Annotated in this window: 12 protein-coding genes; 7 read left to right on the forward strand and 5 right to left on the reverse strand. The window is 72.2% G+C overall.

Translation table 11 applies throughout. The annotated features are described in order from the left end of the window. Positions 1-100: 100 nt before the first annotated feature. Complete coding sequence (locus tag F6B42_RS10575; protein WP_150419666.1) at positions 101-1,336, reverse strand: acyl-CoA dehydrogenase family protein; 1,236 nt, start codon at positions 1,334-1,336, stop codon at positions 101-103. A gap of 111 nt (positions 1,337-1,447) precedes the next feature. On the opposite strand from F6B42_RS10575, the gene F6B42_RS10580 reads away from it, so the two are divergent. After that, on the forward strand, positions 1,448-2,962 hold the full coding sequence (locus F6B42_RS10580; protein ID WP_150419667.1) for an FAD-dependent oxidoreductase: 1,515 nt from the start codon (positions 1,448-1,450) through the stop codon (positions 2,960-2,962). 13 nt (positions 2,963-2,975) lie between these two features. Here the strand turns inward: F6B42_RS10580 and F6B42_RS10585 are convergent, their stop codons facing one another. From F6B42_RS10585 to F6B42_RS10595, 3 genes are all read right to left on the reverse strand, one after another. Beyond that, the gene (locus F6B42_RS10585; RefSeq protein ID WP_150419668.1) at positions 2,976-4,667 is read right to left on the reverse strand and encodes a long-chain-fatty-acid--CoA ligase; all 1,692 of its coding nucleotides are present in this window, start codon (positions 4,665-4,667) and stop codon (positions 2,976-2,978) included. Positions 4,668-4,740: 73 nt separating this feature from the next. Further along, positions 4,741-5,727: an aldo/keto reductase gene (locus F6B42_RS10590; RefSeq protein WP_150419669.1), complete on the reverse strand. Its 987-nt coding sequence runs from the start codon at positions 5,725-5,727 to the stop codon at positions 4,741-4,743. A 560-nt stretch (positions 5,728-6,287) separates the two neighbouring features. After that, entirely contained in the window at positions 6,288-6,788 is a 501-nt protein-coding gene (locus F6B42_RS10595) for a small multi-drug export protein (protein ID WP_150419670.1), read from the reverse strand. A 142-nt stretch (positions 6,789-6,930) separates the two neighbouring features. Between F6B42_RS10595 and F6B42_RS10600 the strand changes: the two genes are divergently transcribed. The 4 genes from F6B42_RS10600 (at position 6,931) to sucD (ending at position 11,105) form a co-directional block, all read left to right on the forward strand. Further along, on the forward strand, positions 6,931-8,262 hold the full coding sequence (locus tag F6B42_RS10600; RefSeq protein ID WP_223878453.1) for a sensor histidine kinase: 1,332 nt from the start codon (positions 6,931-6,933) through the stop codon (positions 8,260-8,262). Continuing rightward, positions 8,259-8,861 carry a response regulator transcription factor gene (locus F6B42_RS10605; protein ID WP_150419671.1) on the forward strand — a complete coding sequence of 201 codons (603 nt, stop codon included), beginning with the start codon at positions 8,259-8,261 and terminating at the stop codon, positions 8,859-8,861. Before F6B42_RS10600 ends, F6B42_RS10605 begins: the two co-directional genes overlap by 4 nt. Positions 8,862-9,008: 147 nt before the next feature. Further along, the gene (sucC, locus tag F6B42_RS10610; RefSeq protein ID WP_150419672.1) at positions 9,009-10,175 is read left to right on the forward strand and encodes an ADP-forming succinate--CoA ligase subunit beta; all 1,167 of its coding nucleotides are present in this window, start codon (positions 9,009-9,011) and stop codon (positions 10,173-10,175) included. A 27-nt stretch (positions 10,176-10,202) separates the two neighbouring features. After that, positions 10,203-11,105 (forward strand): succinate--CoA ligase subunit alpha, encoded by a 903-nt coding sequence (gene sucD / locus F6B42_RS10615; protein ID WP_150419673.1) that lies wholly within the window; start codon positions 10,203-10,205, stop codon positions 11,103-11,105. 183 nt (positions 11,106-11,288) lie between these two features. On the opposite strand, the gene F6B42_RS10620 is transcribed toward sucD, so the two are convergent. Further along, entirely contained in the window at positions 11,289-12,725 is a 1,437-nt protein-coding gene (locus F6B42_RS10620; RefSeq protein WP_150419674.1) for an NCS2 family permease, read from the reverse strand. A gap of 77 nt (positions 12,726-12,802) precedes the next feature. Here F6B42_RS10620 and F6B42_RS10625 point away from each other — a divergent pair, with 77 nt between their 5' ends. Next, positions 12,803-14,113, forward strand: coding sequence for a cell division protein PerM (locus F6B42_RS10625; RefSeq protein ID WP_191089334.1), 1,311 nt, complete (start codon positions 12,803-12,805; stop codon positions 14,111-14,113). Positions 14,114-14,117: 4 nt separating this feature from the next. Continuing rightward, positions 14,118-14,735 (forward strand): phosphoribosylglycinamide formyltransferase, encoded by a 618-nt coding sequence (gene purN, locus F6B42_RS10630; protein ID WP_150419675.1) that lies wholly within the window; start codon positions 14,118-14,120, stop codon positions 14,733-14,735. Positions 14,736-14,758 lie beyond the last annotated feature (23 nt).

Raw genomic sequence — 14,758 nt, forward strand, 5'->3', positions numbered from 1 at the left:
CCAGGGGAGGGGATCGGTGTTCGGGAGGTCGCTTCGGACAGGATCGCCCTCCCGGGAATGAATCCCCTTCCGAGGGCGGGCTCGGTTGCGGACCCGCCGATCAGGTGAACGCGCCGACCCCCGTGATGTCGCGGCCGATCAGGAGGGCCTGCACGCTCTCGGTGCCCTCGTAGGTGTGGATCGCCTCGATGTCGGCGAGATGCTGCATCACGCCGTTCTCGAGCAGGATGCCGTTGCCGCCCAGCAGGTCGCGTGCGGTCTGCGCGATCCGGCGTGCCGCTCGGGTGTTGTGGTACTTCGCGAGCGACGCCTGCGTCGGTCGGAGGCCGCCGCTCGTCTCGAGGTCGGCGAGGCGCCGGCAGTACAGCTGCATCGCGGTGAGCTCGTCGAGCATCTGCGCGAGACGTTCCTGGACCATCTGCGACCGGACGAGCGGGCGGCCGAACTGCACGCGCTGCGCGGCGTACTGCAGCGCCGCCTCGTAGCAGGCCGTGGCGTGCCCGAGGGCCGACCACGCGACCCCGGAACGCGTCGCGTAGAGGACGGTCGAGGCATCCCGGAACGACCGGGTGCCCGGCAGCACGGCGTCGGCCGGCAGCCGGACATCCCGCAGTGCGATGTGGGCCTGATGGATGCCGCGCAGCGAGACCTTGCCGGTGATGACGGTGCCGGTGTAGCCGGACCGCTCCTGTTCGACGAGGAAGCAGCGCACCGACCCGTGCAGCTCGTCGCCCTCGGCGTCGACGCGCGCCCAGACGAACGTGATGCCGCCCGAGGCGCCGTTGCCGATCCACTTCTTCGCGCCGCGCAGCACCCACTCGTCGCCGTCCCGGCGCGCCACCGTTTCGAGCGAGACCGAATCCGAGCCGTGGTCGGGCTCGGTGAGCGCGAACGCGCCGAGCACCTCGCCGGTGGCGAGCGGCCGCAGCCAGCGCTCCTGCTGAGCGGGTGAGCCGAAGAGGGCGAGGGTGCGCAGCGCGAGGCCGCCCTGCACGGCGAGGATCGTGCCGAGCGACCCGTCGCCGCGCGAGACCTCCATGTTGATCAGGCCCGCGCCGAGCGGCGAGATGCGCGTGAGGGCCGGGTGCTCGATGCCGTCGACGTACAGGTCGAGCTCGCCGATGCGGCGGACGAGATCGAGCGGATACTCGGCGGCGTCCCAGGCCTGCCGCATCCGATCGCCGACCTCGTCGACGAGGGTGCGCGCGCGCCCCCAGGCGGCACGGTCGGCATCCGGGACGTCTCCGAAGACGCCGTAGTAGTCGGTGTCGCGGCGCCCCAGCACGTCGTAGGACACCACGCGCTCGCCCGGCAGGAGATCGGCTTCATCGCTCATGCCCTCCAGTATCGCCTCGCCGCCCGCGACCAGCTCGCGCGCAGTTGATCGATTCGCGGGCTGGGGTCAAGGAGGTTGCCGAAGGGACGGGTGCGCGCATTGAGTGGGCCTATGGAATCGCTCTGGAAGCAGGATGCGGCGGGACCCGCCGGAAGCCCGTTCGAAGCCGGGCGGCGCCACGACGTCGTCGTGATCGGCGCGGGTCTCACGGGCCTGGCCACTGCCCTCGAGCTGGTCCGCTCGGGTATGGACGTCGCGATCGTCGAGCGGGGAGGGGTGGGCGAACTCGCGTCGGGCTCGAACACCGGCAAGATCTCGCTCCTGCAGGGAACGACCCTCGGGACGCTCCGCGAGCACCACCCGGCGTCGCTCGTGCGCGCCTACGTCGACGCCAACCGCGACGGCTTCGACTGGATCACCCGGGCCGCCGACGAGCTCGGCGTGCCGACGACCGTCCGCACCGCCGTCACCTACGCGCAGGAGCGGGACGGCGTCGACGCCGTGTCGGCGGAGTTCGACGCCGCACGTCAGGCCGGGCTGCCGGTGCGCCTCGCCGACCGCGACGAGCTCTCGGCGGCCGCGGTCCCGGCGTGCGGTGCCGTCCTGCTCGAAGGTCAGCGCGCCGTCGACCCGATGCGCCTGCTCGTCGCCCTCGCCGAGGCGTTCGCCGCCGCCGGGGGCAGTCTGTACCTCGGCGCGAACGTCACGGGCGTGCACGTCTTCCCCCGCCCGCGCGTCGAGACCGAGCAGGGACCGCTCCGGGCGGGGCGGATCGTCCTCGCCACCGGCACACCGATCCTCGACCGCGGGCTGTATTTCGCGAAGGTGAGCGGGATGCGGTCGGCATGCGTCGCGTTCGAGCTGGCCGGCGAGGTGCCTGACGACATGTACCTCTCGGCCGACGCGCCGACGCGCTCCATCCGGACCGTCCGTGCCGGCGACGGAGCCGGGGCCGGCGACCGCATCATCGTCGGCGGCGCGGGGCACCCCGTCGGGCGCGGCGGCAGCGAGCGCGGACGTGTCGACGACCTCGTCGCCTGGGCGCGCGAGAACCTGCCCGTGGGTGCCGAGACGCACCGCTGGTCGGCGCAGGACTACACCTCGCATAATCTCGTGCCCTTCATCGGCGCCCTCCCGCGTTCTCTCGGTCGCGTGCGGTTCGCCACGGGCTACGCCAAATGGGGACTCACCAATGCCCCGGCCGCCGCCCTCCGGATCGCGAGCGAGCTGCGCGGTGAGAAGATGCGCGATCGCCCGAAGTGGATGACGACGATCGGCACGCGCCTGACCGTTCCCGCCGACCTCGCCCGCGGCGCCGCCGAGAACGCGAAGGTCGGGGCGGCGGCCGCACGCGGCTGGGCCGCGGCGACCGCGCGACCGACGCCGGTGCGCCAGCCGGCCGAGGGGCAGGGCGAGATCGCACAGCGGCACGGGATGCCGGTGGGCGTCGCGACCGTCGACGGGCGCACCCGCGCGGTGAGCGCGGTCTGCCCGCACCTCGGCGGCGTGCTGGAGTGGAACGACCTCGAGTGCACGTGGGACTGCCCGCTGCACGCGTCGCGCTTCACCGCCGACGGCGACCGCATCGAAGGACCGGCGGCGCGAGGTCTGCGCAGACTGAGCTGACCCGCCTCACGGTTCAGTCGCGCAGCAGCTGCTCCCGCACCTGACGGCGGAGCACCTTGCCGATGAGCGAGCGCGGCAGGTCGTCGACGGCGACGATCCGCCGCGGCACCTTGTAGGCGGCGAGCCGTGTTCGGCAGAAGTCGCGAAGTCCCTCGACGTCGAGCTCGGCGCCGTCGCGCAGCACGACGGCGGCCACCACCTCCTCACCGCCGGACTCGCGGGGCGCGGCGACCACCGCGGCCGCGGCGACGTCGGGGTGCGCCTGAAGGGTGTCCTCCACCTCGGTCGGCGAGACGTTGAAGCCGCCCGTGATGATGATCTCCTTCAGGCGGTCGACGATGGTGACGAACCCGTCGGGGGCGACGGTGGCGATGTCCCCGGTGCGCAGCCAGCCGCCCGGGAGCAGGGCGTCGGCGGTCTCGGCGGGGCGCTGCCAGTAGCCGGAGAAGACCTGCGGGCCGCGCAGGAGCAGCTCGCCCTCGTCGCCGGCCCCGCGGTCGACGGTCGGGTCGTCGGGGTCGACGAGGCGGATCTCGGTGCTGGGGAACGGCACGCCGACCGTGCCGGGCCGTCGCGAGGGCCCGATGGGGTTGCCGAGGGCCACGGGCGAGGACTCCGTCATGCCGTATCCCTCGACGAGCAGTCCGCCGGTGGCATCCTCCCACTGCGCGACGGTCGCCACGGGCAGGCTCATCGCGCCCGAGATCGCGAAGCGCACGCGCGAGAGGTCCATCGTCCCCCGGGCGGCCGCACGGGCGAGCTGGTCGTAGATCGGCGGCACGGCCGGGAGGAACGTGGGCGGGCTCTTCTTCGCGGCATCCGCGAGCAGGCCGACGTCGAACTTCGGGAACAGGACGAGCTTCGCGCCGATGCTCATCGCGAACGTGAGGCAGAGCGTCATCCCGTACGCGTGGAAGAGCGGCAGCACGCCGTAGAAGGTCTCCTCTCCCTCCACCAGTCCCGGCACCCACGCGCGGCCCTGCATGGCGTTGGCGCGCAGATTGCGGTGCGTCAACACGGCGCCCTTCGGGGACCCGGTGGTGCCGCTCGTGTACTGGAGCAGGGCGGTGTCGTCGAGACCCGGCCCGGGGACGCGTGCCGACAGCCGCCGGTGGGCGACGAGATCGCGCCACGGCGTGATGTCCTTCGCTGACGGCTTCTCGGTCAGCTGCGCCCGCGAGGCGCGTGCCCGGGCGATCGGGAGGCGCAGCAGCATCCGCTTCGACCGGGGGAGCGCGCGGGTGATGTCGACGCTGACGATGCGCTCGAGCCGCAGGTCGCTCGGGAACTCCGCGAGGGTGTCGACGACCTTGTCCCACGCGATCGCGAAGCGTGCGCCGTGGTCTTCGAACTGGTGGCGGAGCTCGCGCGGCGTGTAGAGCGGGTTGTGCTCGACCACGATCGCGCCGAGTCGCAGCGCCGCGTAGAAGGCGATCACGTGCTGCGGGCAGTTGGGCAGCACGATCGCCACCCGGTCGCCGGCCGCCACCCCGAGCCGTCGCAACCCCTCGGCTGCGCGGTCGATCCGGTCGCCGAGCTCGCGGTAGGTCGTCGCCGCGCCGAAGAACTCCAGCGCGGCACGGTCACCGTGCTCTGCGACGCTCGCCGCCATCATCTCGGTCAGCGTCTGGGTGACCTCGGCGATGTCGGCGGGAACGCCCTCGGCGTAGGCGCTCAGCCAGGGACGGGTCTCGAAGGCGGTCATCCTCCCATCCTGGGTCAGCGCGCATGCCCCCGCCCGAATACGGGGCGGGGGTTGCGCCGACCAGATCGGCGGACTACCAGGCGTACGCTTCGGGCGCCTGGCCGCCGGGACCGGGGAACATCTCGTCGAGGGCTCTCAGGTCGTCCTCGCCGAGGGAGATCTCGAGGGCGGACACCGCCGACTCGAGCTGCTCCACCGTGCGCGGACCGACGATCGGCCCCGTGACTCCGGGCTGGTGCAGGAGCCAGGCCAGACCGAGCGCGGAGGGCGTCCACCCGCGTTCGCGCGCGAACGACTCGTACGCGTCGAGCTGGTCGCGGCGGTCCTCGCGCTGGGAGGTGATGCCCGCCGCAGCGGAGCGCGCCTTCGCGTCCGTCGAACCGCCGCTCAGCAGGCCGCCCGCGAGGGGCGACCAGGGCAGGATGCCGAGCCCGTAGTTCTGCGCGGCCGGGATGACCTCGAGTTCGATCGAGCGCTGCACCAGGTTGTACAGCGACTGCTCGCTGACGAGTCCGAGGAAATGCCGCTGCGACGCGATCTCGTTCGCCTGCGCGATGTTCCACGCGGCGAAGTTCGAGCTGCCGGTGTAGAGCACCTCGCCGCGCGCGACGAGCACCTCCATCGCCTGCCACATCTCCTGCCACGAGATGTGCCGGTCGATGTGGTGGAACTGGTAGAGGTCGATGCGGTCCGTCTGCAGGCGGCGCAGGGAGCCGATCGCCTCGCGGCGCACCTGCCACGCCGATGCGCCGCGGGCGTTGACGGCATCGCCGTCCGGACCGGGGTCCTGCATGGGCGAATGCACCTTGGTCGCCAGCACGAGGTCGTCCCGCACGCCGGGCCGGGCGGTCAGCCAGCGGCCGATGATCTCCTCCGTCGCGCCGCGTCCGCTCGCGCCGCCGTATCCGTTGGCGGTGTCGAAGAAGTTGACGCCGAGCTCCAGCGCCCGGTCCATGATCGCGAACGCGTCCTCTTCCGAGGTGCGGTCGCCGAAGTTCATCGTGCCGAGCACGATCCGGGAGACGGAGGTGCCGGTTCGTCCGAGCTGCGTGTAGTCCATGGGGGCATCGTCACACGGAGCGCGGGTGTAGGCGAGGGGGGTCGCGCGGTCGGCCCCGGGCGCGCTACGCGTCGAGCCGGGCGCGTGTGTCTTGAGGGACATCACGTGCGCCGGCGCATTGTGGATAGGGCGTCGCACGACGATGTGGGGCGCGGGCTGGTGAGGGGGCGGCGGCCCGCCGAGCGTTTGGGGCCGCTCCAGGCAGGTCGCCGCCCGAGCTGGGCGCCAGCTCGAGAGACAGTACCCGGCGGGCGGCGTCGCGAGAACTCCTCATCCGGTAAACGAACGGACGCTGACGACATCGCCCTACCCGGTGCAAGAAACCGGAAAGCGCGAGCGATGGACGCGATACGAATGCCCGCGTACGGTTTCCCTTGGTATTCGCAGTCGACTTTGGGGAGTTCCGTGCGCGCGAGCGCCCGGGCCGGATCATCGCGGTTGGGGCCGTGCCGGTGGCAGTGGATACCCGCTGCAGCGATCAGGCAGCACTGTTCGGCAGACGGGCATCCCCGTTACGTCTGCCGAACAGTCGCCGTCGCATTCCCGGCCGTCTCGCGAACTCAGACGGCGAAGGTGATGATGCCGGTGATGATCAGGGTGATGAGCGTCGTCCACAGCACGATCGCGATGCCCTGCCACAGCAGCACACGGCGCGCGGGGACGCCGGTGGCGGCGAGAGCGGCGGCGGTGAACTGCGTGGGGATCAGGAGCGGGCCGAGCAGGCTCACCCCGGGTGTGCCGTAGCGGTGATAGGCCTTCTGGAACTTCTCGCGCCGTGCCGACACGGGCTTGTCGGCGCGGCCGCCTCGCGACGTCACGGCGACCCGTGCCCGGGAGCTGACGAGCACGATGACCGCGACGCAGACGAAGTTGCCGATCGCACCGGCGAGGGCGGCGACGACGGGATGGATGCCGCCGACGATGCCGATCGCGGCGGCGCCCTCGCCCTCGATGAACGGCACCGCGCCGGCGAGGGCGACGATGACCGGCTGGAGCAGGTCGGGCATGCCGGCGACGAGGTCCTGGAAGCCGAGGATGAGATCCGAGACGGGGTTTGCCATGGTGTCCTCCGAAGGGGTGAGTGGGGCGGGTGATTCCATCCCATCGGCTGCAGCCCTGCCGTGGCAGTGCCGCCGTGTCATCGCCCGTCGGGAGCTTCGGCGGACCGGGGCATGACAAACGTCATGGCCGTACTGTGGCCGTGTGAGCGAGCTCGAGACCCGCCCCGCGTCGGCGGCCCCGGCATCCCTCGCGCGCAACGTCACGGCGACGTCGTGGTACATCGCGGTGTCGATCGTGACGTTCCTCGTCGGCGCGATCGCCATGTGGGGCCTGTGGATGCTGGTGCGCCCCGGACGGGAGCCGATCGCCGCGGTCGTGTTCGTCGCCGCATCGGCGCTGACCGTCGGCTCGGCGGTCGTGCTGCTCATCCGCTACCGCAGCGACGGCGATCTCGGCGACGCCGACCGACCGGCGCGCTGGCGACGCTTCCTCTCGTGGCCGGTCGTCGCCGGCCTGGTCGGGTCGATCTCGCTCGGCGTCGCGGCGGCGTCGGCGCTGCTGGGCGCGGCGACGTTCGCGACCGTCCTGTGCCTCGTGCGCTGGGGGCCAGGGCTGCGGTGGCGCGGCGTGATCCTGGTCGAGGTGATCCTCGCCGCGCTCTGGTTCGCCGAGCGTCCGCGGTACGAGATTCCCGAGATCGGCGGATCGTTCGCCGTCATGTTCGCGGTGTTCGGCGGCATGCTGCCGCTCATGATCGCCCTGTCGCTGTGGTCGTGGGACGTCGTGCTCGAGCTCAATCGGGCACGTGCGACCGAGGCCCGGCTGGCGGCGACGCAGGAGCGGCTGCGGCTCGCGGCCGAGCTGCACGACCTGCAGGGGCACCACCTGCAGGTCATCGCGCTGCAGCTCGAGCTCGCCGAGCGCATGCTCGCTCGCGATCCGGATGCCGCGGCCGACCAGATCCGCCTCGCCCGGTCATCGGTCGACGAGGCGCGCGCCGGCACACGCGAACTCGCCGGCCGATTCCGCGGCGTGCCGCTGCCCGACGAGCTCGCCAACGCCGCCGATCTGCTGCGGGCCGCCGGGCTGCGCGTGTCGCTGGATGTCACGGCGGAGGCCGCGGATGCTCCGGCCGACACGCTCGGGCCGGTCGTCCGCGAGTGCACCACGAACGTGCTGAAGCACGGGGGAGGGGTCTGGGCCGAGCTGAGTCTTCGTCGCGACCGCGGGTTCTGGCACCTCGGCGTCGCGAACGATCCCGGCGCCGTCTCGACGCTCGGCCGCGGCGCCGGACTCGAGGGGATCGCGCACCGCGTCGGCGCGGGCGGCGGCGACGTGCAGACCCACCGCGGCCCCGACCGCTTCGCCGTGACCGTGTCGGTGCCCGCCGTGCCCGGCGTGCCCGGCGTGCCCGCCGTGCCCGGCGTGCCCGGCCGCGAAGGTGGCGCTTCCGGTCGGAATGGGGCCGCGATACCCGCACGAAGCGCCACCTTCACGGCGCCGCGCCCCGCCGATGAGGGGATGCCGCGATGATCCGCGTGCTGATCGCCGACGACGAGGACATGATCCGCTCCGCGCTCGCAGCCCTGCTCCGCCTCGAGGACGACCTCGAGGTCGTCGCCGAGTGCCGCGACGGCGAGAGCGCGGTCGCCCAGGCGATCGAGCTGCGCCCCGACGTGTGCCTGCTCGACCTCGAGATGCCCGGGATCGACGGGGTCGAGGCGGCCGCTCGCATCCGCCAGCGCATCCCGGCGCGGTGCGTGGTCGTCACGCGGCACGCGCGGCCCGGCGTCCTCCGCCGCGCGCTGAGCGCGGGTGTCGACGGGTTCGTGCCGAAGTCGCGGCGCGCCGACGACGTCGCGGCGGTCATCCGCGAGGTCGCCGCCGGGCGTCGGTACGTCGACCCCGAGATCGCGGCCGACGCGCTGAGCGACGAGCGGTCCCCGCTGACCGACCGCGAGCTCGACGTGCTGCGCGCCGGAGCCCGCGGCGAGACGATCGCCGAGATCGCGGCATCCCTGCACCTGTCCTCCGGGACAGTGCGCAACCACGTGTCCTCGGTGCTCGGCAAGCTCGGCCTCGCGACGCGGCAGCAGGCGGCGATCCTCGCCCGCGAGCGCGGCTGGATCTGAGCGGGACTCCGTCGCTGCGCCCCTCCGTTCGAGGGTGGGCGGGCACGGGCCGTTCAGGCGCGGGTAGTAGGCTTTCGGATCGGGCGATCTCTCGACATCGAGATTCTTCACGTCCGTCATCCCACCGTCGCCCAGCGAAGGATTGCAGTGGACCTTTACGAGTACCAGGCCCGAGACCTGTTCGAGAAGTACGAGGTGCCGGTGCTCGCCGGCATCATCGCCGACACCCCTGAGGAGGCGAAGGCGGCCGCCGAGAAGATCGGCGGTGTCGTGGTCGTCAAGGCTCAGGTCAAGACCGGAGGTCGCGGCAAGGCCGGCGGCGTCAAGGTCGCCAAGACCCCCGACGAGGCGTTCGCCGCCGCCGAGGCCATCCTGGGCCTCGACATCAAGGGGCACGTCGTCCAGCGCGTCATGGTCGCGCAGGGCGCCGACATCGCCGAGGAGTTCTACTTCTCGGTGCTGCTCGACCGCGCCAACCGCTCGTACCTGAGCCTGTGCTCGGTCGAGGGCGGCATGGAGATCGAGGAGCTCGCCGTCGAGCGGCCCGAGGCGCTCGCGCGCGTCGAGGTCGACCCGCTGCAGGGCATCGACAAGGCCAAGGCGGTCGAGATCGCCCGCGCCGCGAACTTCCCCGACGACCTCGTCGAGAAGGTCTCGGACGTGTTCGTCAAGCTCTACGACGTCTACACGGGCGAGGGCGCGACCCTCGTCGAGGTGAACCCGCTGGTCCGCACCGGCGCCGGCGACATCGTCGCCCTCGACGGCAAGGTCTCGCTCGACGAGAACGCCAGCGAGGTGCGCCACCCCGAGCACGAGGAGCTCGAGGACAAGGGCGCCGCCGACCCGCTCGAGGCCAAGGCGAAGGCGTCCGGTCTCAACTACGTCAAGCTCGACGGCCAGGTCGGCGTCATCGGCAACGGCGCGGGCCTCGTCATGTCGACGCTCGACGTCGTCGCCTACGCCGGCGAGAAGCACGGCGGCGTCAAGCCCGCCAACTTCCTCGACATCGGCGGCGGCGCGAACGCGCATGTCATGGCCTCGGGCCTCGACGTCATCCTCGGCGACGAGCAGGTCAAGAGCGTCTTCGTCAACGTCTTCGGCGGCATCACCTCGTGCGTCGCCGTGGCGGAGGGCATCGTCAAGGCTCTCGAGATCCTCGGCGACTCGGCCACCAAGCCGCTCGTCGTGCGTCTCGACGGCAACCAGGTCGACGAGGGCCGCGCGATCCTCGCCGACGCGAACCACCCGCTCGTGACCCTCGCCGCCGGTATGGACGAGGGCGCCGACAAGGCCGCCGAGCTGGCGAACGCCTGAGCCCCGGACGCGAAAAGGACAAACGACATGTCTATCTACCTCAACAAGGACTCCAAGGTCATCGTCCAGGGCATCACCGGCGGTGAGGGCACCAAGCACACCGCGCTGATGCTCAAGGCGGGCACCGACATCGTCGGCGGCGTCAACGCGCGCAAGGCCGGGACGACCGTCACGCACACCGACGCCGACGGCAACGACGTCGAGCTCCCCGTCTTCGGCTCGGTCGCCGAGGCGATCGAGAAGACCGGCGCCGACGTGTCGGTCGCCTTCGTGCCCCCGGCGTTCACGAAGGACGCGATGGTCGAGGCCATCGACGCCGAGATCCCCCTGCTCGTCGTCATCACCGAGGGCGTGCCCGTCGGCGAGTCGGCCGAGGCCTGGGCGTACGCGAAGTCCAAGGGCAACAAGACGCGCATCATCGGACCGAACTGCCCCGGCATCATCACCCCCGGCGAGGCGCTCGCGGGCATCACGCCGGCGAACATCACCGGCAAGGGCCCCATCGGACTCGTCTCGAAGTCGGGCACCCTGACCTACCAGATGATGTTCGAGCTGCGCGACCTCGGCTTCTCGACCGCCATCGGGATCGGCGGCGACCCGGTCATCGGCACGACGCACATCGACGCCCTCGCGGCGTTCGAGGCCGACCCCGAGACGAAGGCGATCGTCATGATCGGCGAGATCGGCGGCGACGCCGAGGAGCGGGCCGCCGAGTACATCAAGGCGAACGTGTCGAAGCCCGTCGTCGGCTACGTCGCCGGCTTCACCGCGCCGGAGGGCAAGACCATGGGCCACGCCGGCGCCATCGTCTCGGGCTCCGCCGGTACCGCGCAGGCGAAGAAGGAGGCCCTCGAGGCCGCCGGCGTCAAGGTCGGCAAGACGCCGTCCGAGACCGCTGCGCTCATGCGGGAGATCATCGAGAAGCTCTGACGCTTCCCGGGTACCACGAAGGGGCGGTTGCTGCGGCATCCGCCCCTTCGTCGTGTTCCCGGCCCACCCTGCTGCGAGCCCACCCGAACGGCTCGAGCCCACCCGTCACGCGCGGTGCGTGATGGGTGGGCTCGGGTGGTCGGGGCGGGTTGGGCGCCGGGGAGGCGCCCACCGGGGCGAGGGTCAGACCCCGAGGAGCGCCTCGAGGGGGCCGCGGGCGAAGAAGATCACGAAGCCGGCGGCGACGATCCACAGCAGCGGGCTGATCTGCTTGGCTCGGCCCGAGAGGGCGTTCACGAGCACCCACGAGATGAAGCCCGCGCCGATGCCGTTGGCGATCGAGTAGGTCAGCGGCATCACCGTCGCGGTCAGGAACACCGGCAGCAGCACGCGGAAGTCCGTCAGGTCGATGTGGGCGATCTGCGACAGCATCATCGCTCCCACGACGACGAGTGCGGCGGCGGCCACTTCGGTCGGGACGATCGAGGTGAGCGGGGTGAAGAACATCGCGAGCAGGAACACGAGGCCCGTGACGACGTTCGCGAGCCCGGTGCGTGCGCCTTCGCCGATGCCCGAGCCCGACTCGACGAAGACGGTGGCCGACGACGAGCTCGTCGCACCGCCCGCGATCGCGCCGACGCCCTCGACGATCAGCGCCGACTTGATGCGCGGGAAGTCGCCCTTCGCGTCGGCGAGGTTCGCCTCCTTCGCCAGGCCCGTCATCGTGCCCATCGCGTCGAAGAAGTTCGAGAACACCAGCGTGAAGACCAGCATCACGAGGGTGACGATGCTGACCTTGCCGAGGTCGAAGCCGAAGTCGACGGCGCCGATGAGGCTGAGATCGGGGACGCTGACCGGCGAGCCGGAGAGCGCGGGAACCGTGAGGCCCCAACCCCCGGCGTTCTCGGTCGCGGGACCCAGGTGCCAGATCGCCTCGACGACGATCGAGAGCACCGTGCCGGTGACGATGCCGATCAGCATCCCGCCCTTGACCTTGCGCGCGACCAGGATGCCGGTGAGCAGCAGCGTCAGCACGAACATGAGGGTCGGCACCGAGGCGACGGAGCCGCCGACGCCGAGGCCCACCGGGGGAGAGGCTTCGCCGGTCGCGGTGACGAAGCCCGAGTTGACGAAGCCGATGAAGGCGATGAACAGGCCGATGGCGACGGTGATGGCGAGCTTCAGCTGCACCGGCACGGCGTCGAAGATGAGCTTGCGCAGGCCCGTCGCCGCCAGCAGCACGATGATGATGCCGTTGATCATGACGAGCGCCATCGCCTCGGCCCACGTCACCTCGCCGACGACGCTGAACGCGACGAAGGCGTTGATGCCGAGACCCGCCGCGAAGGCGAACGGCAGGCGGGTGATCAGACCGAACAGGATCGTCATCACGCCGGCCGTCAGGGCGGTCGCCGCACTGACGGCGGCGAAGTCGAGAACCGTGCCGTCGACGTCGGGCTTGCCCGACAGGATGATCGGGTTCAGGATCACGATGTAGGCCATCGTCACGAAGGTGACGAGACCGCCTCGCACCTCGGTGCCGATGCTCGAGCCGCGACGGCTGATGTCGAAGAAGCGGTCGAGCGCGCTCGGGGACGCGGTCGTTTCAGTGGTGTTCACAAATTCCTCCGGTAAGACGGTAGCGCCCCGCGCGCGTCCCCAGCACCGACGGGGACCCTGGGTAGGGTCGTTCAGTCATGAATCGCCTCCTCGTCGCCCTGCTCGCGGCCTTCGACGCTCTCGTCGCCGTCGGCGTCGGCCTCGCCGCAGCCCTTGCGCCTCTCACGGTGCTGTGGGCGGTCGCGTTCGACGGAGGAGCGGACTGGGGGGCGCTCTGGCCCGCCGCCGTGCGCCTCTGGCAGGCGGGGAACCTCGTGCCCCTCGACCTCACGCTGCCGGCCGAGTACGCGGCGGCGACCGGGATGGGCACCGCCGACATCGCGTTCCCGCTGTCGCTCGCGCCGCTCGCCTTCGCGGCAGGCGCCGCCGTCTTCGCCGCCCGCTCGGGCGGTCGCGCGGCCGGGGCCGGCGCGGGGCTCACCGGAGCCGCAGCGGGCACCCTGACGGTCGCGGCGCTGGCCGGCGTCGCCGCGGCGACCGCGCAGAGCCCGATCGCGACGGTGGCGCCCTGGCAGGCGATCCTGCTCCCTGCCCTCGTGTTCGGAGTGCCCGCTCTCGGCGGGGCGCTCGCGCGGGCCTGGCGCGACGGCGACGACGGTCCGGTCGACGCGCTGTTCGTCCGCCTCGATCGACGGGGATACGCAGCCGCGGTCACGGCGGCGGGTCGGGCCACCGGCATCGGCGTCGCCGCCTTCGTCGCCGTGGGCGCCCTCGTGCTCGCCGTCGCCGTGTTCGCCCGCGGCGGCGACGTCGTCGCCCTCTACCAGGCATCCAACGTCGACGCGCTCGGCGCGGCGGCGCTCACACTCGGGCAGCTCGCCTACCTTCCGACGCTCGTCGTCTGGGCGGCATCCTTCGCCGCCGGACCCGGGTTCGAACTCGGCGCGGGATCGACCGTCGCGGCATCGGGGACGCAGCTCGGCGTCGTCCCGGGCATCCCCGTGCTCGCCGCCGTCCCGCCGCAGACTCCGCCCGCGCTCCTCCTCGTCGCGCTCCTCTTCGTCGCCGCCGGCGTCCTGGCCGGCCTCGCGGCGCGGCGGGCTCTCGCCGCCGGCGTCTCGCGACGCCCCGCGGCATCCGCCGAGGCGGCCGAGCCCGTCGGCCCCCGTCTCGCGGCGCTCGGCGGCACCGTCGTCGCCTCGGGCGCCGCGGTCGCGATCCTCGCCGTCGTCGCCTCGGGGGCGTTCGGGCCCGGTCGGCTCGCCGCGTTCGGCCCGGAGCCGGGGCCGCTGGCGCTCGCCTTCGCCGTACAGATCGGGATCGGCGCCGCGATCGCGCTGTTCGGACCGCGCACGAGCGGCCAACAGCGCGCTGCCGCTCAGGCGGACGATCGCCCGCGAGACGGTGGACGCGCGGACGAGGCTGAGGATCTGCCGCGAGTAGAGTAGGACGGTGCTGACGGTCGCGGTCCTCATCTCCGGCGGAGGCTCGAATCTCCGAGCCCTCCTGGAGGCGGCCGCCGACCCCGGCTTCCCCGCCCGGGTCATCGTCGTCGGAGCCGACCGGCCGGCCGACGGCCTCGCGCACGCCGAGGCGTACGGCATCCCGAGTTTCAGCGTCCCCTTCCGCGAGTTCGCGACCCGCGAGGAGTGGGGCGATGAGCTCGCCGCCCAGCTGCGCGCCTGGCGCCCTGATCTCGTCGTGCTGAGCGGACTCATGCGCCTGCTGCCCGCCGCCGTCGTCGACGCGTGGTCGCCGCGCATCATCAACACCCACCCCGCGTACCTGCCCGAGTTCCCCGGCGCCCACGGCGTGCGCGACGCGCTGGCCGCGGGCGCGACCGAGACCGGAGCGAGCGTCATCGTCGTCGACTCCGGCGTCGACACCGGGCCGATCCTCGCGCAGGAGCGGGTCGCGGTGCTCCCGGGCGACGACGAGGCGACCCTCCACGACCGCATCAAGCCGGTCGAGCGCCGCCTGCTGATCGATGTCGTCCGACGCATCGCCACCGGTGAGCTCGACCTCGCCGCCCCTGCCCCGACCGCCCACCCGACCGTGACCGAGGGCTGACCGACCGTCGCCCCGGGCGCCGC

The sequence above is a fragment of the Microbacterium radiodurans genome (genome assembly GCF_008710705.1).
Lineage (GTDB): Bacteria > Actinomycetota > Actinomycetes > Actinomycetales > Microbacteriaceae > Microbacterium > Microbacterium radiodurans.

Bases quoted from the DNA above. Each gene is read 5' to 3' on its own strand.
- sucD (WP_150419673.1), top strand. From the start codon at position 10,203: ATGTCTATCTACCTCAACAAGGACTCCAAGGTCATCGTCCAGGGCATC.
- F6B42_RS10595 (WP_150419670.1), bottom strand. From the start codon at position 6,788: ATGGCAAACCCCGTCTCGGATCTCATCCTCGGCTTCCAGGACCTCGTC.
- F6B42_RS10585 (WP_150419668.1), bottom strand. From the start codon at position 4,667: ATGACCGCCTTCGAGACCCGTCCCTGGCTGAGCGCCTACGCCGAGGGC.
- F6B42_RS10590 (WP_150419669.1), bottom strand. From the start codon at position 5,727: ATGGACTACACGCAGCTCGGACGAACCGGCACCTCCGTCTCCCGGATC.
- F6B42_RS10625 (WP_191089334.1), top strand. From the start codon at position 12,803: ATGAATCGCCTCCTCGTCGCCCTGCTCGCGGCCTTCGACGCTCTCGTC.
- F6B42_RS10605 (WP_150419671.1), top strand. From the start codon at position 8,259: ATGATCCGCGTGCTGATCGCCGACGACGAGGACATGATCCGCTCCGCG.
- F6B42_RS10580 (WP_150419667.1), top strand. From the start codon at position 1,448: ATGGAATCGCTCTGGAAGCAGGATGCGGCGGGACCCGCCGGAAGCCCG.
- F6B42_RS10575 (WP_150419666.1), bottom strand. From the start codon at position 1,336: ATGAGCGATGAAGCCGATCTCCTGCCGGGCGAGCGCGTGGTGTCCTAC.